The sequence below is a fragment of the Paracoccus sphaerophysae genome (assembly GCF_000763805.1).
Lineage (GTDB): Bacteria > Pseudomonadota > Alphaproteobacteria > Rhodobacterales > Rhodobacteraceae > Paracoccus > Paracoccus sphaerophysae.
Window position 1 is genome coordinate 25041 of record NZ_JRKS01000017.1, and the last position, 23607, is coordinate 48647.

Below are 23607 nucleotides of genomic sequence, written 5' to 3' on the forward strand. Positions count from 1 at the left end.
GCGCTCTAGCCGCTCGCCCCCGGGCCGCCAAGACGCCCGCGCGAGAGACCCCGTCCGGTCCCCAGCCGCCCGCCCTCGACCAACCAGGCGAGGATCGCCAGACCGGCGATCAGCGCCAGCCACGCCAACCCCGGCAGGACCGGGCGGATCGCGAGCCCGTCCAGCGCCGCCGCGGCGCGCGGGGTGATCCCGACCCACGGCCGCTGCACGCCCTGCCCGCTCGCCGGTCGCCCGGGCCGGACGGTGCGGATGTCGGGCACCGCCTCCGCCAGCCGCAGGACCGAGCCGCCCGTCGCCGCGACCAGCCCGGCCAGGGCGGCGTCGCTCGCGACGGTCTGTTCGAACTCGCGCGGCGCGGCGGGACCGACGGCGGCGACGCGGGACAGCTCGCCCTCGGCCACCCGATACAGCCCCGGCGCGGGCGCCTGCCAGCTGGCCGAGAACCGCCCCTCGCCAGCGGGCGCCAGCGCCAGTTGCTGCGTCGTGCCATCGGGCAGGGTGATCGTCACCGGCCCCACGCTGTCGCCCATGGTGCGGCGGGTCACGGTCAGGCCCAGATCGCCCGCGACCCCGACCTCGAGCGCCTCTTCCTCAAGCTCCGGCTCCTTCATCCCCCAATGCGCGATGCGGCGCAGCAGCTCGGCCTGCGGCCCCCCGCCCTCGAAGCCGCGGCCCCACAGCCAGACCTGGTCCGAGGTCAGCAGCGCCACCCGCCCCCTGCCGACCCGGTTGGCGATCAGCAGCGGCTGGTCGTCGTCGCCGACCATCAGCACCTGCGCGTCGTCGTCGGGCGTCACCTCGCTCATCCGCAGCCAGCGGCCCCAATGGCGGCCCTCGGTGGTGTCAGGGTCGGGCTCGCCGGGCAGACCGGCGGTCACCGGGTGGCGCTTGCCCTCCTGCGTCAGCCACGGGGTGAACGGCCGCTCCAGCACCCGGCCGGTCGGGCGTGCGGGCAGGATCGGGCCCAGTGGCGACAGATGCAGGCTTTCGACGCTGGCCATCTCCGGCCCCGAGGCGACCAGCAGCGCCCCGCCGTCTTCGACATAGCGGCGGATATTGTCGAAATAGGCCGGCGGCAGGATGCCCCGGACCCGGTAGCGGTCGAGGATGATCAGGTCGAAATCCCCGATCCGGTCCTGAAACAGCGCTTCGGTCGGAAAGGCGATCAGTGCCAGCTCATCCACCGGCACCCCGTCCATCTTGTCCGGCGGGCGCAGGATGGTGAAGTGCACCAGATCGACGTTCGGGTCCGATTTCAACAGGTTGCGCCAGGCGCGCTCGCCGGGATGCGGCTCTCCGGACACCAGCAGGACGCGCAGGCGGTCGCGCACGCCCTCGATCTGGATCGCGGCGCGGTCGTTCAGGTCGGTCAGCTGGGCGGGCGCGCCGCCGGGGTCGTTCAGCGCCAGCGCGACGACGTTCTGGCCGGGATGATCCGGCGTCACCGGGATTTCCAGCGCCACGCCGGGGGGGATGGCGACGGATTGCGGGTCCGCCCCGTCAATCGAGACGGTCAGGTTCGCGGCCCGGCCGGCGACCTCGGGCGGCACGGCACCCTGATCCTCGACCCGGACGCGCAGGGTGACGGGCTGGCCGATCAGCCCGAAGGCCGGGGCCTGCTCGATCACCAGCCGGCGGTCCCAGTCGGCGGGCTGGCCGGTCAGCAGCACATGCACCGGCGCAGGGGCGGTGGCCGGGATTGCCGAGGCGTCATGCGCCTGCCCGTCGGTCACCGCCACCACGCCCGCCACGCGGGTTTCGGGCTCGGCCGCCAGAGCCCGGCTGAGCGCGCCGCCCAGCAGCGTGCCGTCGGGATCGTCGCCGACCGTGATCCGGCGCAACTCGGTCCCTGGCAGGGCGGAGATCTGGGCCGCGATCCGATCGGCGGCGGCGCGGGTCTGGTCGGCCCGGCCGGGCAGCGTCTGGCTGGCGCTCTGATCCTCGACCAGCAGCACGATGTCGGACAGGCCGCGGCGGATGCCGGTTTCCAGCGTCGGCCCGGCCAGCGCGGCCGCCGCGGCAAGCCCCGCCAGACCCCGCCACGGCCAGCCCGGCAGGCCCCGCCACCAGGCCAGCGCGGCGACCAGCACCGCCAGCGCCGCCACCCCCGCGATGACGGGCCAGGGCAGCAGCGGGTCGAAGCCCAGCCGCGTCATCGGAACATCTCGGGGGCGGGCGGCGCCCCGCTCTCGCGGCCCAGCCGTTCGAGCAATTCCGGCACATGCACTTGATCGGATTTGTAATTCCCGCTTAGCGCATACATGACGAGGTTGATGCCAAAGCGCAGCGCAAGCTCGCGCTGGCGCTCGCCGTCATAGCCCGAGCCGATGGCATAGGCGGGCAGGCCGCGGTCGTCCACGGCCCAAGCCTCGGCCCAGGAATTGCCGCCGATGATGACCGGAGAGACGCCGTCATTCGACGGCGCAAAGCCCTCACCCCCTGCCTCGGCGGTTTGCGGCGCCTCGACCCACAGCGTGGTGCCGGCCCAGCGGCCGGGAAAATCGCTCAGCAGATAGAAGGCGCGGGTGAGGACATGGTCGGGCGGGACCGGCGCCAGCGGCGGGATGTCCAGCGCCGCGGCCAGCCGTTGCAGATCGGCCGATCCGTCCGGCGCCCCGGTCCCGGCCACGTCGCCGTCGCGGGTGTCGAACAGGATCATCCCGCCGGTGCGAAGAAAGCGGTTCAGCCGGGCGTAGGCCTGCGGCGACGGCAGCGGCTGGTCGGGCGTCACCGGCCAGTAAAGGAAGGTCAGCAGCGACAGGTCGTCCTCGTCCAGCGCCACCGGCACGGGCGGGCCGGGCTCGACGGTGGTGCGCCGGGTCAGCGCCTCGGTCAGCCCGGCGAGCCCGAGGTCCGAGGCCTCGTCGACCGCCAGATCGCCGGTGACGACATAGGCCAGCGCGCCGGTGCCCGCGGCCTCGATCAGCCGGGGATCGGGGTCGGGGGGCTGTTGCGCGGCAAGCGGCAGGGCGCTCAGCGCCAGCGCGGCTGCCAGCAGGCTGCGGCGGGTCAGGTGCGTCATGCCGCACCCCGCCGCGGCCGGCGGCTGCCGGCGATGATGGCGCTGCCGAGAGCGTCGGCGGCCAGCGCCAGCGCGGCCAGCGCCAGCAGCCATCCGCCCAGGGCGGTGCCGGGCGCGGCCCCCGAGCTTTCCACCACCGCGCCGGGCCAGGTGGCCGGGGTGACGGGACCGCCCGCGTTCAGCGCCGCCCGGCGTTCGCCCGCCGCATAGAGGCCCGCGGGCGCGACCGGCGACGGCCCTTCGGCAAAGGCCGCGGCCGGCACCGGCGCCAGATCGCCGGGCGGCTGCGGGCGGCCAAGGCCGTCCAGCACCAGCTGCGGCTGCCAGTGCGGCGCCCCAGCGGCGGCCGTCGCCTCGGTCTCGGCCCGGTCGTCCACCCGCGCCGACTGCACCAGCCGGTCGAGCATCTGGATGAAGAGGCCGGTCAGCGCGAGATTGCTCCACTCGGCATTGGCCGAGCTGTGGACCAGCACCAGCTGCCCCTCGCCCATCGCCGCGCGGGTGACCAGCGGCGTGCCGTCGGTCAGCTGCGCCAGCGTCCGGGCCGGCAGATCGGGGTCCGGCTCGGGCAGAAGCTGGGCCCGCACCATCACCTCGGCTGGGATCGAGAGCCCCGCGAACAACCCGTCGCCGGCGAACGGCGCGATGCCCCGCGGCGCGCCCCAGCTGAGCGCGCCGCCCGCCGCGCGGCCGCCCGGGCGCAGCCGGACCGGCAGCAGGGGGTCGGCGCCCAGATCCTGCATCGCCGCCATCCGCGGCCCGGCAAAGCGGATCAGCGTCCCGCCCTCGGCAACCCATTGCGCCAGCGCCTCGGCCTGTGCGCCCGGCGCGGCATCGACCAGCGCGATGACATCGGGCGCGGCGGGCAGCACGTCGGCGAGGCTGCCCTCGACCAGATCGGCCGAGGGCGCCAGCGCCTCGCGCAGGTAATGGAGCGGCGACAGCAGCGCCTGGCCCTCGGTCGCGCGCGCATCCCCGACCAGCGCGACCTTGCGCCGCCGCACCCGGTCGTCGGCAAGCACGACCGCGCCCGCCGACGCCTCGCCCTCGAGCACGAAGCGGGTGACGCGGTTGCGAAGCTCGGGCGGCAGGTCGATGGGCAGGGTCGCGGTCACGCCGCCCGGCCCGGCGGTAGGCGGGGGTGGGGTCAGCCGCGCGAGCTGGCGCGGCACGCCCTGCGGGTCCGGTCCCATCGCGAGGATGGCGGGCAGATCGCCGGGGGCGGAGGCGCTGAGCGTCAGCGCCGGCTGCGCGCCGCCGGTCAGCGACAGGGCGCGCAGGATGCGCGACGGCGGAACCACCATCACGCTGCCCCGCGCCGCCAGCGCCGCCAGCAGGGCCGGGCGGTGGACATGCTCGGCGCCGTCGGCCAGCCACAGCGTGTCCAGGCGCTTGGGCGCGCCGGACAGAAACCGCGCGGGATCAACGGGGTAGCGCGTCTCCCACGGCTGCGGCGCGGCGGCCCGCAACGCCGCCTCGGCGGTGCCGGCCTCGGCGAAGAACGGGCCGTCGCCGCGCCCGCCCTGCCCGTCCGCCAGCCACAGCGCCACCGGCCGGCCCTGCGCTTGCGCCTGCTCCACGGCCTGGGCCGCGCGGGCCTGGGTTTCCTGCCAGCCCGGCGCCGCCGCCCAGCCCGCGTCGATCATCACCAGCAGCGGCCCCGACCCCCCGATCTGCGGTCCCGGGCGCCAGACCGGCCCGGCGAGCGCCAGGATCGCCGCCGCCACCGCGCCCAGCCGCAGCGCCAGCAGCCACCACGGCGTCCGCTGCGTCACCGGCGTCGGGTCGGCCAGCCCGAACAGCAGCTGCGTGCCCGGAAACACCACCTCGCGCGCCCGCGGCGGCACGGCGCGCAGCAGGAACCACAGCACCGGCAGCCCGATCCCGGCCGCCAGCACCCACGGCGCCGCAAATCCCAGCGGGCCCAGCATCATCATGGCGCCAGCGCCTTTGCCAGCCACAGCAGCGCCTGCGCGGGCGGGGCGGCGGTGTCATGGGTGCCGAAATGCCAGCCGGCGGCCTCGGCCATCCGCGACAGCTGCCCGCGCCGGGCCTCGAGCCGGGCCAGATAGCGGTCGCGCAGCGCGCCGGCGTTGCGGGTCTGGTGGGCGTCGCCGCCGGGCTGGCGAAAGCGCACCGCGCCAGAGAACGGAAACGCCTCCTCGATCGGGTCCAGCACCTGCAGCAGAGCGCCGCCCGCGGCGATCCCGGCGGCCTCGTGGACCAGCCGCTCGACCGGGGCCGGATCGCCCAGAAAGTCGCCGATCAGCACCAGCCGCCGCTGCGGGCGCAGCGTGCCCGGCGGGGGCAGGTCCGCGGGCCCCGCCGCCAGCAGATCGCGGGCCAGTGTTTCCGCCTGCATCCGACCGGCCCGCGCATCCGCGGCGCCGATCGCCACCCGCTCTCCGCCGCGCAGCAGGATCAGACCCAGCGCCAACCCGATCAGCCGGGCCCGATCCGCCTTGGTCGGCCGCGCGGGGTCGCCGGTCCAGTCCATCCCCGGGCCGCCGGCAACCCAGATCGCGGCGGCCTGCGGGGTCTGGCGTTCGCGTTCGCGCACGAACGCCGCGTCCGAGCGGGCCGAGCGGCGCCAGTCGATCGCCTGCGCCGGATCGCCCTCGGTGGCCGGGCGGTATTGCCAGAATTCGTCGCCGGACCCGGCCCGGCGCAAGCCGTGCGCGCCCGGATCGACCGCCGCGGCCAGCCGTTCTGCCGCCAGCAGCAGCTCGGGCATCGCCGCGGCCGCCGCCTCGGCCCGGGCGCGCAGCGCGACGACAGCGCCGGCTGTGCTGAGAGGCGCGGGTCCCGCCATCGCTCAGGCGGCAGCGCCGAGGCGCGCGTCCATCAGCCGCGCGATGACCGCGTCGATGCCGTCCCCGCGCGCCCGGGCGGCAAAGGACAGCGCCATGCGGTGGCGCAGCACCGGCGCGGCCATCGCCGCCACGTCGTCCAGCGTCGGCGCAAAGCGGCCCTGCAGCACGGCGCGGGCGCGGGTCAGCAGCATCAGCGCCTGCGCGGCCCGCGGCCCCGGCCCCCAGACCAGCGTGTCGGCGAGCCAGCCCGGCGCGTCGCCCGCCCCGGGCCGCGCGGCGCGCACCAGGTCCAGGATCGCCGTCGTCACGCTGTCGCCGACCGGCATCCCGCGGACCAGCCGCTGCGCCGCGATCAGGCCCTCGGCGTCCAGCACCCGGTGCGGGCGATCCTGGTCACTGCCGGTGGTCGCCAGCAGGATCGCGCGTTCGGTGTCGCGGTCGGGATAGTCGATGTCGACCTGCACCAGAAAGCGGTCGAGCTGCGCCTCGGGCAGCGGATAGGTGCCCTCCTGCTCTATCGGGTTCTGGGTCGCGAGGACGTGGAACGGTCGCCCCAGCGGGCGGTGCTGGCCCGAGATGGTGACCTCGCCTTCCTGCATCGCCTGCAGCAGCGCCGACTGGGTGCGGGGGCTGGCGCGGTTGATCTCGTCGGCCATCAGCAGCTGGGTGAAGACCGGACCCGGAACGAACCGGAAGGCGCGCGTGCCGTCGGGGCGCATGTCCAGCACCTCGGACCCGAGGATGTCGGCCGGCATCAGGTCGGGGGTGAACTGGATCCGCGCGCTGTCGAGGCCCAGCACCGTGGACAGCGTGTCGACCAGCATCGTCTTGCCCAGCCCCGGCTGGCCCACCAGCAGCGCGTGACCGCCCGCCAGGATCGCCGCCAGCACCTGTTCGACCACGGCGTGCTGGCCGACGAAGCGGCGTTCCACGCTGGCCCGTGCCTCGGTCAGCCGGGCCGACAGGTCCTGCACATCACCGACGAGTTTATCTTCTGCGGCCATGACTTTGTCCTCGGAGTGATCTATGGGCAGCATATGGGGGGATGAAGGAAGGCTCCACCGGGAATGACCGACACGGCCGACAAAACGACGCGAGGGGTGGAAACCGGCGGCATCGCCGCCGCCGTCCGGGGGGCCGCCCGCAAGGGGCCGCCGCCGGTGCATCTGTGGAATCCCCCTTATTGCGGTGAAATGGACCTGGAGATCCGCCCCGACGGCAGCTGGATCCATGACGGCACGCCGATCGGCCGTCCGGCGATGGTGCGGCTGTTCGCCTCGGTCCTGAAGCGCGAGGGGGACCGGTTCTTCCTGGTGACCCCGGTCGAAAAGCTGGGCATCCGGGTGATCGACGCGCCGTTCCTGGCGATCGACGCCGACATCGGCGCGGATGCGATCACCTTCACGACCAATGTCGGCGACGTGGTGACGGCTGGCCCCGACAACCCGATCCGGGTCGAGCAGCGGGACGGCGCCCCGCGGCCCTATGTGCATGTGCGCCGAGGGCTCGACGCGCTGATCGATCGCAAAACCTTCTATCGGCTGGTCGAGGCGGCCGAACCGGGGCCGGACGGCCAGCTGCTGCTGCGCTCGCAGGGCGCCGAATTCGCGCTGGAGGGGTGAGATGGCGCGGTTTGCGGCGAACCTGACCTTTCTGTTCACCGAGCTGCCGATGCTGGAACGCTTCGCCGCGGCCCGGCGCGCGGGGTTCGACGGGGTCGAGGTGCTGTTCCCCTATGACCTCGCCGCCAAGGATCTCGCTGCGGCCTGCCAGGCGGCCGGGCTGGAATTCGTGCTGCTGAACACCCCCCCGCCGAACTGGTCGGGCGGACCGCGCGGGTTTGCCGCGACGCCGGGGGGCGAGGACCGGTTCCGCCGCGACTTCGACCGCTCGCTGCGCTTTGCGCAAGCGCTGCGGTCGCGGCATCTGCATGTCATGGCCGGCAAGGCCGAGGGCCCGACGGCGCTGCGGACGCTGGTCGACAACCTGAAATGGGCGTGCGAGCGCGCGCCCCATGCCAGCCTGCTGATCGAGCCGATCAACCCCCACGACATGCCCGGCTATTTCGTCAGCTCCTGCGACATCGCCGCCGAGGTCATCGACAAGGTCGGCGCGCCCAACCTGGGGATGCAGTTCGACGCCTATCACGCCCATCTCATCACCGGCGATCTCGTCACCGCGTGGGAGACGCACCTGCCCCACATCCGCCACATCCAGATCGCCGGCGCGCCAGGCCGTCACGAGCCGCGGGTCGGCGACATCGACTATGGCGACTTCTTCCGCCGCGTGGACTCCGCCGGCTACCGCGGCTGGGTGAGCGCCGAATACGTGCCCCTGACCACGACCGAGGCCGGCCTGCGCTGGCTGCGGGGCGGCGCCGCAGCCTGAGATCGGCCGGTTCCGGGGCGCTGTTCAGCCGCCGGGCGGCGGAACGGCACTGTGTATCTGGGGACATGCAGGCGAAAACGCCCGAACCGGGGCGGAGACGGCATCTCGGTGGGACATGGCATACCGTGCGTATCTGCAGCGTGATCGTCAGAACTTCGGCACCCGCCAGCCGTCCACCCTCGGTGGCGCAACCGGCTAGCCGCCGCCCCCGGGCGTTGCGGGGGAGCCGAAACAGTCCGGGGCTGGGCCCTGCCCACCGGCCGCTGCCCCTTCGCGGCAGCCGGCATCGGGCAGTCCTTTCCGTCGATCCGGTGTCGGAGGGACTTCTCGCGGCCCAGCGACCGCTTCCGGCACAATCGTCGGCTGACCGTGTTCCCTGTTCCCTGATTCGCCCGCCATCGCGGGGCCGAGGGGATCGGCAGACCGAGGGCGGGCCTCGCGCGAGTGAGGCAGGTGACCACCGTTGGCCACATGAAGGACATCACCGGCGGCGCGATGCTGCCCGACCGGATAACCAGCAGATCAAGCGGCAAAACGCAGCCGAAACCGCACGTCGCCGTCACCGCCGCTGACATCCGTCGCACCGACAGGGACACGGTGCCGGCGGTGGCGATGAACCGACACAGCGCGGACACGAACGGGCCATAGGAGCCGCGAGCCCAGGCCGTCGCTCGCGCTGCACAGCGGGAAGCACCTTCAGGCCGCAGGAAAAACTGCACTGAACTCCATCCTCTCCATCGTCCGGGTGGTCGTCGCCGTGCTATTCGCGCTGTCCATGCTAGGCCTGCGCTGACTGCACCCACAGCGTCGGCAAGCGCGGTTGATGACCTGGATCGAAGGGGCGCGATTGCCGTCATTCCGCCGCGACCCGCACGAAGCCGCCCGCGAAGGGGTTGCAGAAACACCCCGGCCTGGATTAAACGGCCTCTGCGGCACCCGTAGCTCAGCTGGATAGAGCGCCACCCTCCGAAGGTGGAGGCCACACGTTCGAATCGTGTCGGGTGCGCCACAAGCCCTCAGGCGCTGGCGGAATTGGCGCGGGAAGACGTCTGTGCTGCTCCCCGCTCTCGACTTGGCGCGACCGGCGCAAATTTCGCCCGCTGGGTCCGCTTTATCGCTGCTCGCGTCCAGCTATAGCCGATCGCTTCACGCTTGATGGGACGCTGGATTTCCGCGAAGGGCACCCCCAGCTCGCCCAATGACGCGCGCTGATTACCACCTGTGTCGGTCGGCCAAACGGCGACACCGAACCAATAAGCGCATCCTCGCCGGCGAGCGCAGTCGGGCCCATGCAGCGTTCAGCCAATCAGTTCCGTCCCACACGCCGCACGGTCTCGCCGACATGCGCTGAATGCAAAGCAGAAGCATTCTGCCAACCATCGCTGGCGTGCCAACCCGCGGCGTTTTTCCAACCGGCACCGCGTTGCCAACCGGCACCGCGTCCAACCAGCGCGGTTTGCCAACCACATTGTCGTGCCGACCGGCGACTTTTCGCTAACGCCGTCCTTGAGCCCACACGGTTCCGCCAAAACAGCCCGGTCTTACCAACCGGCACCGTCGTACCAACCGGTAACTTGCTGCCAACCACCGTCGTGCCGCCGGCACTGTTTCGGCGGCACGCGCGAGCCACGAACATGCGTGGGTGGCTTCGCGGCGCCTTTGCGGTCTCGTTCGCGGCTCTGGAGCTGAAACTGAAACTGGCGGTCTCAGATCTTCCCGGATCCTACGCCGCGCATGCACAACGCGCCCCGGACGGGTGCAGCGCGGCCAGCCCCCAGCGCCGCGCACAGGCCCCCCCCTTGCCGCATGCCGCCTTTCGGGACGGCCGAGGATTCTGGCGCCCCGACCAAGCGGCATCTCGATCGATCGACGCTGACCCGCGGTCGAGGCGCCGGGTGGCAAGCTGCGATGGATATGTCAGCCCCCGGTCGAACCAGGATGTGAACCCTCAAGCTCGCACTCCGCATCGTCACGTTCAAGCTCACCTCCCGGCTTGCGGGTCGGGTGTTCGCACCCCGCCAACGGCCCGCGGGACGCAGCGATATGCGCAGGGCGCGGGCCGTCAGTGCACCCCCACGAGCAGTTCCGGCGTCAGTCCCAGCGAGGCCCCCAGCCGATCGGCGACGGAACGCAGCGGCATCTCGGCAATGATCTGCGTCATGTGGGGCGGATCCGTGACACCGTCAGCGCCGGCGACTTTCCGGGCAAACTCGGCCAGCGCCACCGCCGTCTGCGTCAGGCGGTCGAGATCCTGCAGGGCCACCATCGCACGCAGCAGCCCCTCGCCCTCGAGCGGCGTTCCCTCTTCGGATTGCAGCAGCGGCACATCCTGCAGGCGCGCCAGACCCGCCGCGAGATCGGACAACTCGACCGACAGCGCGGCCAGAACAGAGGTGGCGTCCATCAGAACCGCCCGATCACGGCTTCGAGGCAGGACTTGAGGTCGGCGGGCGTGAACGGCTTCTTGATGAAATTGTTCATGCCCAGCGCCTTGCCCCGATCCACGATCTCGCGGTCGGCGCGGCCGGTGATGAGAATGAAGCCCACCCCTTTCGTCGGCGCCTGCGTGCGCAGGGACTTGAGCAGCGTGAGGCCGTCCATGCCCGGCATGTTGAAATCAGACAGCACCAGATGGACCGGGCGTTTGGCGATCTTCGCCAGCGCCTCCTGCCCGTCTGCGGCGTGATGGACGTTCCGGATGCCCATCGCCTCGAGCGCCTGCACGATCAGGCCGCGACTCGTCGACATGTCGTCGACGACCATGACGTGAAGCTGATCCTTTATACTCATGATCTTTTGCCCTTTCAATCAGGCCGGAATGTATTGGTAGATGGTGTGGCGCACCGGGCGAAGCCGATCGCGAAGATGATCGGGAATGCTTTCCGAATGGCCGATGAACAGCCAGCCGCCTGGCCGCAGCTGGCGGCAGAATTTTTCCCACAGGCGCATTTGAGCGGCGGCATCGAAGTAGATGATGACATTCCGGCAGAAGATCACGTCGAACTTGGTGTCGAACGGCCACGCCGCGTGAAGATTGAGATGCTGGAAGGTCACCATTTCGCGGATCTTCCGGGTGACCTGATAACCGGCCGGCGTTCTTGCGAACCCCAGATTGACCAGCTCGGGCGAGACGCCGGACAGCTCGGATTCCCGATAGGTAGCCGCCGAAGCCTGAGCCAGGATCGTCTGGTCGATATCCGTCGCGGTGATGGTGGCGCGGCAGCCAGCCTGCTGCGCCGTGATCGCGGCGGAGTAGGGCTCTTGGCCCGAGGAACAGCCGGCTGACCAGATCTGCGCGGATCGCACGGTGACGAAGGGCTCCTGGAACACCACCTGCCGGAGGAAGTCGAAGTGATGACCTTCGCGGAAGAAATGGGTGAAGTTCGTGGTCAGCGCCGAGACCAGGAAGTCATGTTCGCTGGGCAGCTCTCCGCCGTCCAGGCGGCGCACGTATTCCGCGAGATCGGCGCAGCCGTTGGTGACAATTCTCTTGTTCAGCCGCGCATTCATCATGCTGACCTTTTCCGGGCCAAGCACGATGCCTGCCTCGCGATAGATCAGCTCGGCGATCCGCGAGTAGAGCGGATCGGCGAAGCGCTTGTCTGCGTTGCCCGGGATCACGTGCGCGACCATCGTCTTACGCCGCGGTATCGTTCTGTTGGGTGGGCAGGACGGTATCGAGCTGGAGCATCCGGATCAGCCGGTTGTCGACCAGGGTCAACGCGCTGATGCAGTTGCTTTCCTTGTCCGCGGTCAGGTCCGGCGGCGGCTGCAGATCGGCGCGCGCGACCGACAGGATGTCGGACACGGCGTCGACCAGAAGACCGGCCGTCTGGCCGTTGACCGACACGACGATGATCACGTTGCGCTCGTCGCCTTCGATCGGCGGCATGCCCAGGCGGACCGCGAGGTCGATCACCGGCAGGACCGTGCCGCGCAGGTTGATCACGCCCTTGACGTGGCCGGGCGAGAACGGCAGCGGCGTGGCCCGCGACCAGCCCCGGATTTCCCGGACGGACATGATGTCGACGCAGTATTCCTGTTCGCCCAGTCGAAAAGCCAGCAGTTCGATTTCCTGCGCAGCGTTCTGAGTGTTCTCGGTCATGGCGTTATCCTGCAAGGGCAATCTCGTCCTCGCCCTCGGGCGCGGTCGGATGGGTGAGATCGGAGGGATCGAGGATCAGGGCGACCTGTCCGTCGCCCAGGATGGTGGCGGCCGCAACGCCGGGGATCGGACCGTAGTTGCGGTTGAGACCTTTGATGACGACCTGACGCTGTTCCATGATCTGGTCGACGATCAGCGCGGCCCGCGACCCATCTTCCTGGGTGGTGAGGATGACGATGGATTCGTCGGCCGAAGCGGGGGCGCGGCGGAAGCCGAGTTGCACGCCCAGATCGAACAGCGGCACGAAGTCGCCGCGAATGTGCAGCACTTCGGTCGAGCGCCCGATCCGCCGCACGTCGCCGGGCGAGAGCGTCGCGGTTTCGACGATCGACGACAGCGGCACCACGAGCGTCTCGTCTGCCACCCGCACGACCATCCCGTCCAGCACTGCCAGGGTGAGCGGCAGAGAGATCGAGAACTTGGTCCCGACGCCTGCCGCGCTGCTGATCGTGACCCGCCCTCCCAGAACGGTGATGGCGCTTTTCACGACATCCATGCCGACCCCGCGGCCCGACAGCGCCGAAATCTGGCGGGCAGTCGAAAAGCCGGGAAGGAACAAGAGGTTGTCGATCTCAGCATCGGTAAGCTGCGCATCCGCCGGGATCAGCCCCTTGGAGACCGCGATTTCGCGGACCCGCGGGCGGTTGATGCCGGCGCCGTCGTCGGCGACCTCGATCAGCACCCGGCCGGCGCGATGCGAGGCGGACAGCGTGATGACGCCCTCGGCCGCCTTGCCCGCGGCCTGGCGGACATCCGGCGTCTCGATGCCGTGATCGACCGAGTTGCGGATCATGTGGGTCAGCGGGTCGGCGAGACGTTCGATGACCGTCTTGTCGACCTCGGTCGCCTCGCCTTCGGTGCGCAGGCGGACTTCCTTGCCCACGGCGGCCGAGGCTTCGCGGATGATACGGGCCATGCGCTGGAACAGCGGTTTGACCGGCTGCGCCCGGATCATCATGACCCCATCCTGGATGTCGCGGGTCAGCATCATGAACTCTTCGAGGCCGTTCATGACCGAAGGGTTCTCGCCCATCCCTGCCTCGGTCACGCTTTGCGCGAGCATCGCCTGGTTGATGACCAGCTCGCCCACGAGGTTGACCAGCCGGTCGACCCGTTCCAGATCGACGCGCACGGTTGCCGCCGCCGGCTCGCTTTCCGGCCGCGCGGCGCGGTTGCGCGTCGCGGGATCTGGCGGCGCGGCGCCTGCGGCGACTGCCGGGACATCTTCGTTGGCAGCCGCCACGATCGACCCGCTGTCGAGCCGAAGAGGCGAGGCGTTCTCAATCGCCGGCGGTTCGGTCATGGCAGCCTCGGCAACGGGATGATCAAAAGGGACAGGCTCGCCGGCGGCCGGCTGGTCCTGGGTGATGGCGAGGTCGCAGACGTCGGTGACGAAGTCGAAGACCTCGCGGATGTCTGCCTCGGTCATTTCGCCTTCGAGCCGTACGGTCCAGCCGAGCTGGGGCTGTTCGGCGGTGTCGGCCGACAGCGCCAGATCGTCGGGGACATGACAGTCGACCCGCGTCTCGCCCAGGGCCGCGAGAGCGCGCAGGATCAGCACCGCCTCGTTGCCGCTGGCGTAAAGCTCGGCCCGGGGCCGGAACCCGATCCGCCAGACGGGCAGTTCGACCGGCAGTTGCGGTTCGTCGTCGAGGCCCGGCAGATCGAGGCTGAAGCCCAGCGTCGCGGGGGTGAAATCCACCGCCTCGTCCTCCTCGGGCGCCGCATCGCCCATCAGCGCCTCGAGCGCCTTCAGCACGTCCTCGGCGCCGGCAGGCGGCGCGCTGTCGGATTGCGCGGCGCGGATGTGATCGTGCAGCAGGTCGGCGCCCTGGATGAACAGCTTGGTCGCGTCGCTGGTGAGTTCCAGCTTGCCGGCGCGCAGCTGGTCCAGCACGGTTTCGAAACGGTGCGCAAAGGCGACCAGGTCGTCAAAGCCGAACGCGCCGGCGCCGCCCTTGATCGAATGGACCGCGCGGAACACGACGTTGATCGTTTCGCTGTCGCCGCCATCTTCGTCCAGGATGACGAGCGCATCCTGCAGGCTTTCCATCAGTTCCTCGCACTCGATGAAGAACGAGGCGCGGATTTCGGCCATCGGGTCGGTTGACATTGCCGGGCCTCCCTCAGCCGGTGACCATCTGGATGGTCTTGACGAGCTTGTGCGGATCGAACGGCTTGACGATCCAGCCGGTCGCGCCGGCATCGCGGGCCCGGGCCCGCAGTTCCGGGGCGCTTTCGGTCGTCAGCACCAGGATCGGGGTCGCCCGCATCCGGTCGATCTCGCGGACCGCGCGGATGAACCCGAAGCCGTCCAGCCGCGGCATGTTGATGTCCGAGATGATCGCGTCGGGTTCCATCCCCTCGAGCACCTCGAGACCGTGGACACCGTCATCGGCGGTGGTGACGGTCATGCCGGCCGCGGCCAGCGCGAGGCGGACCATGTCGCGCATCGTGCGGCTGTCGTCGACGGCAAGGATATTGAGGCTCATTCAAACGTCTCCGCAGTAAAATGCCCGGCCAGCCCCATGGCGGCCAGGGCGTCCTCGAAGGCGGGGGAGCGCGGACCGACGACCAGCCGGTGGCCGTGCGCCTGCCACTGGCGGTCCGCCGCAAGCAGCACCTGCGCCGCGAGCGCCCCCAGATGTTCGACCTGGCCCGCATCGACCACCAGGTCGGTGCCGGCGCAGCCGGTGATTTCCGAGACCAGCGGCTGCACGGTCGTCAGGTCCAGCCGGGGCGCGAGCGTGACCGTCGCCGTCATCCCGTTGCCCCGTCATTTGATCGATGCCACATGAAAGCCATCCTTTCGCCCCGCATCCGTTGACGCCGTTATGGCCCCGACCTCTTAAGGTTCGGTTGATCGAGCCCGGTTTTCCGCCGGCCCCCAATTGCCAAGTCGCTAAAATGCGACGGATCCGCGCGTCGCGGCGCTTGCATCCGCCCGCTTTTGCGCCTATCTCGCGCGCACTTCACAGGCGGGGGCGGGCCTCTGGGCGGGAGAAATCCGTTCAGGTCCACCGGTTGGGGCGGTCGCCCTGAATCCCTCGCTCAGGCGCAAACCGGAAAGGAATGGACATGGCGCTTCCCGATTATTCCATGCGTCAGCTGCTCGAGGCTGGCGTCCACTACGGCCACCAGACCCAGCGCTGGAACCCGCGCATGGCCGAATACATCTATGGTGACCGCAACGGCATCCACATCATCGACCTGACCCAGACGGTCCCGATGCTGGACCAGGCGCTGCAGGTGATCCGCGACACCGTCGCCAAGGGTGGCCGGGTGCTGTTCGTCGGCACCAAGCGGCAGGCGCAGAAGGCCGTGGCCGAGGCGGCGGAAAAATCCGCGCAATTCTACATGAACCACCGCTGGCTGGGCGGCACGCTGACCAACTGGAAGACCGTCTCGCAGTCGATCCAGCGGCTCAAGGCGATCGACGAGGCGATGGAATCGGGCGCCGAGGGCCTGACCAAGAAGGAACGGCTGGGCATGGAGCGTGAGCAGGCCAAGCTGCAGGCATCGCTGGGCGGCATCCGCGAGATGGGCGGCCTGCCGGACCTGCTGTTCGTGATCGACGTGAACAAGGAAGACCTCGCCGTCCAGGAAGCCAACAAGCTGGGCATCCCGGTGGTCGCGATCGTCGACACCAACTGCTCGCCCAAGGGCATCAACCACGTGATCCCGGGCAACGACGACGCTGCCCGCGCGATCGCGCTGTATTGCGACCTGGTCGCCCGCGCGGCGCTGGACGGGATGTCCGCGCAGATGGGCGCCGCCGGTGTCGATCTGGGCGCGCTGTCGGATGCACCGGCCGAGGACCTGGACGACGTCCAGGCCGCAGATGCGGCCGAGGCCGCGGACGCCTGACCGGCACCATGACGGGACTTTCATCAGGCAGGGCGACGCTCTGCCTGACGTTCTGACAAACAAGGAGACGACCATGGCTATCACGGCCGCGATGGTGAAGGAACTGCGCGAAACGACCGGCGCAGGGATGATGGACGCCAAGAAGGCGCTGGAAGAAACTGCCGGCGAAATGGAAGCCGCCGTCGACTGGCTGCGCACCAAGGGCCTGGCCAAGGCGGCCAAGAAATCGGGCCGCGTCGCTGCCGAGGGCCTGGTCGCCGTGGCCGTCCGCGACGGCAAGGGCGTGGCGGTCGAGGTGAACTCGGAAACCGACTTCGTCGGCAAGAACGAGGAATTCCAGTCGATGGTCCGCGGCATCGCGGATGCGGCCCTGGGGGTGAACTCGGTCGAGGACCTCGCCGCGGCGCAGCTGAACGGCAAGCCGGTCAGCGAGGTGCTGACCGACGCCATCGCCAAGATCGGCGAGAACATGACCCTGCGCCGGATGGTCACGGTCGAGGGCGAGAACGTCGTCTCCTACGTCCACAACGCCGCCGCGCCGAACATGGGCAAGATCGGCGTGCTGGTCGCGCTGAAGGGCGACGCCGCCAAGGCGCAGGAACTGGGCAAGCAGATCGCGATGCACATCGCGGCGACCTCGCCCGCCTCGCTGTCCGAGTCCGATCTGGACCCGGCGCTGGTCGAGCGTGAAAAATCGGTGCTGACCGAGCAGGCGCGCGAATCCGGCAAGCCGGATTCGGTGATCGAGAAGATGATCGTCGGCCGGATGGCCAAGTTCTTCGAGGAAGTCACCCTGCTGGGCCAGAAATTCGTCATCAACCCCGACGTGACGGTGGCCCAGGCCGCCAGGGACGCCGGCGTCGAAGTGACGGGTTACGCTCGCGTCGCGGTTGGCGAGGGCATCGAGAAGAAAGAGGAAGACTTCGCCGCCGAAGTCGCCAAGACGCTGAAAGGCGCCTGATCCAGCGGAACGCTCGGTCATGAACTGGAAAGGCCGGTCCTTGGGGACCGGCCTTTTCCGTTTGCAGCCGTGACGCGCGACCGGCTGCGCCAGCACGGCTCGGCGTCGGGTCAGGCGGGCTGCGCCAGCGGAGCAATGGGCCGGGTCGCTTCCGGATGGGCTGACTCCCACGCCGGCGGCGGCGGGCCGCCCGTGGCCCAGTCCAGCAGTTGCACCGTGTGCACCACCGGCACGTCCGTCCCCGAACCGATCTGCATCATGCAGCCGATATTGCCGGCCGCGACGATCTGCGGCCCCAGCGCCTCGATGGTGCGCAGCTTGCGGGCGCGCAGTTCGGCCGACAGTTTTGGCTGCAGCAGGTTATAGGTCCCCGCCGAGCCGCAGCACAGATGGCTGTCGACGGGGGTGACCACCTGGTACCCGGCGGCGCCCAGCAGCGACTTGGGCGCCGCCACGATCTTCTGCCCGTGCTGCAGCGAGCAGGCCGCGTGGTAGGCCACCCGCAGGCCCTGCGGGCTGGTCACCGGCGGCAACCCGTGGCTGTCGAGGAATTCGGTCACGTCGCGGGCGAGCCCCGCCACGCGCGCGGCGCCCTCGCGGTCGGGGTCGTGGGCGAACATGTGGCCGTAATCCTTGACCGTCGTTCCGCAGCCCGAGGCGTTGATGATGATCGCGTCCAGCTTCTCGACCGCGTCGGCGCGCAGGAAGGCGTGGATGGCGGCGCGGGCGCTGCGCATCGCCTGCTCCTCACGCCCCATGTGGTGGGTCAGCGCCCCGCAGCAGCCGAGGTTCTCGGGGATGACGACCTCGCACCCCGCCCGCCGCAAGAGCCGGATCGTGGCATCGTTGATCTCGGGATCGAGCGCCTTCTGCGCGCAGCCGGTCAGCAGCGCCACCCGCGCGCGGCGGGGATCGATGGGTGGAAAGGTCGCGCCCAGATCGTCGCGGCTGGGGCCGGCGATGCGGGCCGGCGCCATCCTCAGCATGGCGCGCAGCCGCGCGTCGGGCATCAGCCGGGCGAACGGCCGGGCGAGCCGCGCCCCCAGCAGGGCCAGGCGAAAGCGGCCCGGATGCGGGATGATCGCGGCCAGCAGCCAGCGCAGCGCGCGGTCGTGCCAGGGCCGGCGGAAGGTGCGTTCGACGTGGACCCGGGCATGGTCGATCAGGTGCATGTAGTCCACGCCTGACGGGCAGGTCGTCATGCAGGCGAGGCACGACAGGCAGCGATCGACATGCAGCGCGGTCTTCGCATCCGCCGGGCGGCCGGCTTCCAGCATGTCCTTGATGAGGTAGATGCGACCGCGCGGGCTGTCCAGTTCGTCGCCTAGCACCTGATAGGTCGGGCAGGTAGCGGTGCAGAAGCCGCAATGGACGCAGGTGCGCAGGATCTTGTTCGCGGTCGCGATGCCGGGGTCGGCTAGCTGTTCGGGGGTGAAGTTCGTCTGCATCTCAGCCGGCCCCCGCAAGGATGCCGCGCGGATCGAACCGTCCGCGCACGCCGTCGTTCAGCGCCGCCAAGGCCGGAGCCATCGGCGGCAGGCTCAGCCCCGGGCCGCCGTGGACCCGCGCCGCGATGGCGCCGGGCGGCAGGTCCGGCACCCACTCCGCGGGTGTCTCGGCCCAGATCAGCGCCCCGCCCCAGTCGAGCGCGGTCGGGCCCGGCAGCTGCGCCACCAGCGCCGCCGCCTGCGACGGGCGGCAGACGATGCGCCAGACCGCGCGGCCCGGGCCCGCCGCGGCCGCCATGTCGCGCCCGATCTGGCGCAGGTCGGCAAAGGCCGCGTCCCCTTCGGTGGTCTCGACCGGCCCGAACACCGCCAGCCGCGCGGCGAGGCTCTCGGCGCGGATCGCGACCGATCCGGCGAGCCCCTCGAGCCGCAGCACCGTCTCGCCCGAGGGCAGCCGCCCCGCCCCCGACACGTCCCACGGGCCGGTCAGCGCCGCGGTCATCGCCGCCACCGAGCGATCCGCGGCCAGCCCCGCCAGGGTCAGTGTGGCCGAGGCAGGGGAAACCGGCTGGGTTTTCAGGCTCACCTCGGTCAGCACCCCCAGTGTCCCGCGGCTGCCGGCCATCAGCTTGACCAGATCATAGCCGGTGACGTTCTTCATCACGCGACCGCCATTGGCGATCACCGCGCCGGACCCGTCCACGAAGCGCACCCCGATCAGGCTGTCGCGCGCCGCCCCGTCCTTGACCCGGCGCGGACCCGAGGCATTGGCCGCGATCACCCCGCCGATGGTCGAACCCTCGGCCTCGTCGGGCTCGAAGGCCAGCCGCTGCCCTTCCGCCGCCAGCGCCGCCTGCACCTCGGCAAGGGGCGTGCCCGCCCGCGCCACCAACGTCATCGCGGCCGGTTCATACAGGGTGATGCCGCGCAGCCCGGCGGTGGACAGGCGCGCGCCCTGCCCCTCGCCCGGCCGCAGCCGGGTGCCGCCGCCGACCGGCGACAGCGGCGCCGTCGCCCCGCGGATGATCGCGGCCAGCTCGGCCTCGGTCTCAGGCCGCATTGCGGCGCGCCTCGCGGCGGCTGGCCGAGACGTGCAGCGGGAACACCTTGGCGGCGTTCAGCAGCCAGTGCGGATCGAACACGTCCTTGACCCGCATCTGCGCCTCCATGTCGGCATCGGAAAACTGCGCGCCCATCAGGTCGCGCTTCTCGACGCCCACGCCATGTTCGCCGGTCAGGCAGCCACCGACCTCGACGCACAGCCGCAGGATGTCGGCGCCCAGGGCCTCGACCCGCTCTAGGTCTCCGGGGCGGTTGGCGTCGAACAGGATCAGCGGGTGCATGTTGCCGTCGCCGGCGTGAAAGACGTTGGCCACCAGCAGGCCGGCCTCCTCCGACATCTCGGCGATGCGCCCCAGCACCTGCGGCAGCGCCGACACCGGAATGGTCCCGTCCAGGCACATGTAGTCGCCCATCTGCCCCATCGCGCCAAAGGCCGACTTGCGGCCCAGCCAGATGCGGCGGGATTCCTCCTCGGAGCGGCTCTCGCGGAACTCGACGGGCGAGAACCCCTGGGCCAGGGCGCGGATCAGCGCCAGTTGCTCGTCGATCTCGGGGGGCGTGCCCTCGACCTCGACGATTAGCAGCGCCTCGCAATCCGGGTAGCCGGGGGCGGCGAAATTCTCGGTCGCGGTGATGCAGGGGCGGTCCATGAACTCGATGGCGACGGGCAGGATGCCGGCGCGGATGATCGCCGCAACGCAGGCCCCGGCGGTTTCCGACGAATCGAACCCGATCAGCACCGGCCGCGCGCCGGCGGGCTTGGGCAGGATGCGCAGCACGGCCTCGGTCACCACGCCCAGCTGCCCCTCGGCCCCGCAGACGACGCCCAAGAGGTCCAGCCCCGGCGCCTCGCCCATCGGGCCGCCGAGTTCCACAACCGCGCCATCCATCAGCACGACAGTGACGCCCAGCAGGTTGTTGGTGGTGACGCCGTATTTCAGGCAATGCGCCCCGCCGGAGTTCATCCCGATATTGCCGCCGATGGCGCAGGCCAGCTGCGAGGACGGGTCGGGGGCATAGAAGAACCCCGCCTCGTCCACCGCCCCCGAGACCGAAAGGTTGGTGCGCCCCGCCTGCACCCGGATCAGCCGGTCGCCGTAATCGACCTCAAGCACCGCGTTCATCCGCGCCAGCCCCAGCACCACCGCATCGGCGGTGGGCATCGAGCCGCCGGCCAGGCTGGTCCCTGCCCCGCGCGGCACGACCGGCACCCGTTCCTCGTGACAGACGCGCAGCACGGCGGCGACCTCGGCGGTCGTCGTCGGCAGCGCGACGGCCAGCGGAGGGCAGCGATAGGCCGACAGCGCGTCGCATTCATAGGCGCGGGCCTCGACCGGGTCGTCGATCACGTCGCCCGCCCCGATCACGGCGCGCAATCGCGCGACGATGGCGGCGCGGCGGGCAAGGATGGCGGCGTCAGGGGTGGGCATCTGCATGGCGAAGGGCCTTTCCGTCGGCTCATTCGACCTTAGCAGACGATGCGGGGACGATGGCAAGACCCCGCCGCCCCGCTTCCGCATCGCGAAAGGCCGCGGGACTGGCCCCCGCGGCCCTCGGGATCACTCGGCCTTGGCGGCCGACAGCCGGCGCGCGATCTCGTCCTTGAGATGGCTGCGCTTCTTGCGCAGCTCGACCTCGGCCTCGTTCGACATCGGGGTCTGCAGCGACTCGGCGCCGGCCACCTGGTCGTTGATCGCGTCATACTCGTCGAGCAGCCGGGCGAAATGCGCATCCGACACCTTGAGCGCGTGGATGCGATCGGCGTCGTTCGGGAATTCCTCGTGGATGGCGTGCGGTGCGGCCATGGCGTCGTCCTCTCGATCGGCTGCGAATTGTCAGGGCGGGGATAGCGGGCGCGGCCTGCGCTGGCAACGGGCTTCGCTTGGCCCTATCGTCGCGCCATGACCAAGCTGCCGATCGTCCTCTCGCTGCCGCTGTCGCTGACCATCGCCGACCTGCTGGCGCTGGCGCTGCTGTTCCTGGCCTGGTTCGGCTGCGCCCACGTGATCGAACATTCGCCGCCAGGGCGACCCTCGGTCTCGACCCTGATGCGGCGCTATCGCCGCGACTGGATGGAGCAGTTCGTCCATCGCGATCCGCGCATCTTCGACGGCAACATCCTGTCCAGCCTGCGCGAGGGCACCTCTTTCTATGCCTCGGCCTGCATGATCGCCATCGGCGGCGGCCTGGCGCTGATCGGCAACACCGATCCGCTGGCCGGGATCGCGCGGGAACTGGACGCGGGCGAGATCCCCGCGCTGGTGTGGAGAGTCAAGATCCTGCTGGTGCTGGGCTTCGTGGCCAATGCGTTCCTGAAATTCGTCTGGTCGCACCGGCTGTTCGGCTATTGCGCGATCATGATGGCGGCGGTGCCGAACAACCCGGAGGCGCCGGACGCCATGTCGCGCGCCCACGCGGCGGCGCAGGTCAACATCCACGCCGCCCGCAACTTCAACATCGGCCTGCGGGCGGTCTATTTCGCGCTGGGTGCGATAGGCTGGCTGGCGGGGCCGATCGGGCTGGTGGTGGGGACTGTGCTGGTCACCGCGCTGACCCTGCGGCGCGAGTTCGCCTCGGGCTCACGCCGGGCAATTCTTCGGGACCTCGGCGACCGGCGATGACTGGCGGCGGGCGTGAAGCCAGGCCAGCCCCAGCGCGACGATCCCGGCCAGGGACAGGCCGACCCCGACCAGCCCCGACGACCGCCAGCCCCAGCCCGCGGCCAGCGCCAGCCCGGCGAGCCAGGGGCCCAGCGCGTTGGCGGCGTTGAAGGCCGCGTGGTTCATCGCCGCGGCCATCGACTGCGCCTCGCCCGCGACGTCCATCAGCCGGGTCTGCAGCGGGATCACCATCCCCGAGCCCAGCCCCAGCAGGAAGGCCGACAGCACCATCGCCCGCCAGTCGCCCACCGCGAACGAGGCAAAGGCCTGCGTCGCCGCCATGAACAGCATCGCCCGCAGGGCGGTCGGGAACTGCCCCCAGCGTTCGGTCAGCCGTGCCACGCCCAGGTTGCCCAGCGTGCCGCCGACGCCAAAGGCCGACAGCGCCAGGGGCACGCCCCAGCCGGGGGCCGACGTCGTGGCCAGCATCGCCGCGGACAGATAGGAATAGACCGCGAACAGCCCGCCAAAGCCGATGGCGCCCACGGCCAGCGTCAACAGCACGGCAGGGTTGCGCAGCGCCGACAGCTCGGCCAGCGGGCGGATGCCCGGCCGAACGCCGACCCGCGGCGCCACCCGCAGGATCAGCACCGCGGCAATGAGCCCCAGCACACCCGGCAGCGCAAAGCCCCAGCGCCAGCCGATCCCCTGCCCCAGCGCACCGGCCAGCGGCACCCCGGCGATATTGGCGACCGTCAGCCCCATGAGGATCTGCGCCGTCCCGCGGCCACGCTGCTCGAACGGCATCGCGTCGGCCGCCATTAGCATCGACACCCCCAGGAACCCGCCATGCGGCAGCCCGGCCAGAAACCGCGTCGCGGTCAGCGCCGACAGCCCCGGCAGCAGCGCCGAAGCGAGGTTCATCACCCCGAAGAACGCGATCAGCCCGGCGAGATAGCGCCGCCGCGGCAGCCTCGCCCCCAGGATCGAGGTCAGCGGCGCGCCGACCACCACCCCCAGCGCATAGGCCGAGATGACGTGGCCGGCCTGCGGCTCGGTGATGCCCAGATCGGCGGCGAAGAATGGCAAGAGGCCCATCGCCGCGAATTCGGACGTGCCGATGGCAAAGGCGCCAAGCGCCAACGCCAGCACGGCGAGCGTTTTCTGGTCCAGCATGCGGCCATTCCCCGGGAAAGTTAGTCCCGTTTGCGATAACAGCGACCTGCCGGTGCGTCACCCCTTAGCGCCCGAAAGGCGGCTATGCGCGCGGCACAGGTCTGC

Annotated in this window: 23 protein-coding genes and 1 tRNA gene; 7 read left to right on the plus strand and 17 right to left on the minus strand. The window is 70.7% G+C overall.

The window, feature by feature from the left end; genetic code table 11:
• Positions 1–5: 5 nt before the first annotated feature.
• Genes IC63_RS07200 through IC63_RS07215 form a run of 5 tightly spaced genes read right to left on the minus strand, consistent with a single transcriptional unit; the run spans position 6 to position 6839 of the window.
• Positions 6–2156 (minus strand): hypothetical protein, encoded by a 2151-nt coding sequence (locus IC63_RS07200; RefSeq protein ID WP_052041948.1) that lies wholly within the window; start codon positions 2154–2156, stop codon positions 6–8.
• Positions 2153–3022 carry a DUF4159 domain-containing protein gene (locus tag IC63_RS19170; protein WP_332257760.1) on the minus strand — a complete coding sequence of 290 codons (870 nt, stop codon included), beginning with the start codon at positions 3020–3022 and terminating at the stop codon, positions 2153–2155. Before IC63_RS19170 ends, IC63_RS07200 begins: the two co-directional genes overlap by 4 nt.
• Positions 3019–4959 (minus strand): BatA domain-containing protein, encoded by a 1941-nt coding sequence (locus IC63_RS07205; protein WP_156965399.1) that lies wholly within the window; start codon positions 4957–4959, stop codon positions 3019–3021. The genes IC63_RS19170 and IC63_RS07205 overlap by 4 nt, the downstream gene beginning before the upstream one ends.
• Entirely contained in the window at positions 4956–5834 is an 879-nt protein-coding gene (locus tag IC63_RS07210) for a DUF58 domain-containing protein (RefSeq protein ID WP_052041950.1), read from the minus strand. The genes IC63_RS07205 and IC63_RS07210 overlap by 4 nt, the downstream gene beginning before the upstream one ends.
• Positions 5835–5837: 3 nt before the next feature.
• Positions 5838–6839: an AAA family ATPase gene (locus IC63_RS07215; RefSeq protein WP_036718549.1), complete on the minus strand. Its 1002-nt coding sequence runs from the start codon at positions 6837–6839 to the stop codon at positions 5838–5840.
• Between the two features lie 63 nt (positions 6840–6902).
• Between IC63_RS07215 and IC63_RS07220 the strand changes: the two genes are divergently transcribed.
• From IC63_RS07220 to IC63_RS07230, 4 genes are all read left to right on the plus strand, one after another.
• Positions 6903–7457 (plus strand): DUF1285 domain-containing protein, encoded by a 555-nt coding sequence (locus IC63_RS07220; RefSeq protein WP_036718497.1) that lies wholly within the window; start codon positions 6903–6905, stop codon positions 7455–7457.
• A 1-nt stretch (position 7458) separates the two neighbouring features.
• The gene (locus tag IC63_RS07225) at positions 7459–8223 is read left to right on the plus strand and encodes a hydroxypyruvate isomerase family protein (protein WP_036718498.1); all 765 of its coding nucleotides are present in this window, start codon (positions 7459–7461) and stop codon (positions 8221–8223) included.
• Positions 8224–8694: 471 nt separating this feature from the next.
• A complete protein-coding gene (locus IC63_RS18030; RefSeq protein ID WP_156965400.1) occupies positions 8695–8871 on the plus strand; it encodes a hypothetical protein in 177 nt (58 codons plus the stop codon).
• Positions 8872–9155: 284 nt separating this feature from the next.
• Positions 9156–9232 (plus strand) — tRNA-Arg (locus IC63_RS07230).
• Positions 9233–10285: 1053 nt separating this feature from the next.
• On the opposite strand, the gene IC63_RS07235 is transcribed toward IC63_RS07230, so the two are convergent.
• Genes IC63_RS07235 through IC63_RS07265 form a run of 7 tightly spaced genes read right to left on the minus strand, consistent with a single transcriptional unit; the run spans position 10286 to position 15152 of the window.
• A complete protein-coding gene (locus IC63_RS07235; RefSeq protein WP_036718501.1) occupies positions 10286–10627 on the minus strand; it encodes a hypothetical protein in 342 nt (113 codons plus the stop codon).
• Complete coding sequence (locus tag IC63_RS07240; protein ID WP_036718503.1) at positions 10627–11013, minus strand: response regulator; 387 nt, start codon at positions 11011–11013, stop codon at positions 10627–10629. Before IC63_RS07240 ends, IC63_RS07235 begins: the two co-directional genes overlap by 1 nt.
• 18 nt (positions 11014–11031) lie before the next feature.
• Complete coding sequence (locus IC63_RS07245; protein ID WP_052041952.1) at positions 11032–11856, minus strand: CheR family methyltransferase; 825 nt, start codon at positions 11854–11856, stop codon at positions 11032–11034.
• A gap of 4 nt (positions 11857–11860) precedes the next feature.
• On the minus strand, positions 11861–12343 hold the full coding sequence (locus tag IC63_RS07250) for a chemotaxis protein CheW (RefSeq protein WP_332257761.1): 483 nt from the start codon (positions 12341–12343) through the stop codon (positions 11861–11863).
• Entirely contained in the window at positions 12333–14501 is a 2169-nt protein-coding gene (locus IC63_RS07255) for a chemotaxis protein CheA (RefSeq protein WP_052041953.1), read from the minus strand. The genes IC63_RS07250 and IC63_RS07255 overlap by 11 nt, the downstream gene beginning before the upstream one ends.
• A 13-nt stretch (positions 14502–14514) precedes the next feature.
• Positions 14515–14880, minus strand: a complete 366-nt coding sequence (locus IC63_RS07260; RefSeq protein ID WP_036718508.1) for a response regulator — start codon at positions 14878–14880, stop codon at positions 14515–14517.
• Positions 14877–15152 (minus strand): STAS domain-containing protein, encoded by a 276-nt coding sequence (locus IC63_RS07265; protein WP_052041954.1) that lies wholly within the window; start codon positions 15150–15152, stop codon positions 14877–14879. The genes IC63_RS07260 and IC63_RS07265 overlap by 4 nt, the downstream gene beginning before the upstream one ends.
• 308 nt (positions 15153–15460) lie before the next feature.
• Here IC63_RS07265 and rpsB point away from each other — a divergent pair, with 308 nt between their 5' ends.
• Positions 15461–16255 carry a 30S ribosomal protein S2 gene (gene rpsB, locus IC63_RS07270; RefSeq protein WP_084115600.1) on the plus strand — a complete coding sequence of 265 codons (795 nt, stop codon included), beginning with the start codon at positions 15461–15463 and terminating at the stop codon, positions 16253–16255.
• A 73-nt stretch (positions 16256–16328) separates the two neighbouring features.
• A complete protein-coding gene (gene tsf / locus IC63_RS07275) occupies positions 16329–17216 on the plus strand; it encodes a translation elongation factor Ts (RefSeq protein ID WP_036718557.1) in 888 nt (295 codons plus the stop codon).
• A gap of 110 nt (positions 17217–17326) precedes the next feature.
• Here tsf and glcF read toward each other — a convergent pair whose 3' ends face one another.
• The 4 genes from glcF to IC63_RS07295 form a co-directional block, all read right to left on the minus strand.
• Positions 17327–18664: a glycolate oxidase subunit GlcF gene (gene glcF, locus IC63_RS07280; protein ID WP_036718511.1), complete on the minus strand. Its 1338-nt coding sequence runs from the start codon at positions 18662–18664 to the stop codon at positions 17327–17329.
• Between the two features lies 1 nt (position 18665).
• Positions 18666–19724 carry an FAD-binding protein gene (locus tag IC63_RS07285; RefSeq protein ID WP_036718514.1) on the minus strand — a complete coding sequence of 353 codons (1059 nt, stop codon included), beginning with the start codon at positions 19722–19724 and terminating at the stop codon, positions 18666–18668.
• A complete protein-coding gene (locus IC63_RS07290) occupies positions 19714–21162 on the minus strand; it encodes an FAD-linked oxidase C-terminal domain-containing protein (protein ID WP_036718516.1) in 1449 nt (482 codons plus the stop codon). Before IC63_RS07290 ends, IC63_RS07285 begins: the two co-directional genes overlap by 11 nt.
• A 123-nt stretch (positions 21163–21285) precedes the next feature.
• A complete protein-coding gene (locus IC63_RS07295; RefSeq protein WP_036718519.1) occupies positions 21286–21531 on the minus strand; it encodes a YdcH family protein in 246 nt (81 codons plus the stop codon).
• Positions 21532–21627: 96 nt separating this feature from the next.
• Between IC63_RS07295 and IC63_RS07300 the strand changes: the two genes are divergently transcribed.
• Positions 21628–22347, plus strand: a complete 720-nt coding sequence (locus tag IC63_RS07300; RefSeq protein ID WP_198026271.1) for a DUF599 domain-containing protein — start codon at positions 21628–21630, stop codon at positions 22345–22347.
• On the opposite strand, the gene IC63_RS07305 is transcribed toward IC63_RS07300, so the two are convergent.
• Positions 22306–23502, minus strand: a complete 1197-nt coding sequence (locus IC63_RS07305; protein ID WP_036718521.1) for an MFS transporter — start codon at positions 23500–23502, stop codon at positions 22306–22308. The genes IC63_RS07300 and IC63_RS07305 overlap by 42 nt on opposite strands.
• Between the last annotated feature and the right edge of the window lie 105 nt (positions 23503–23607).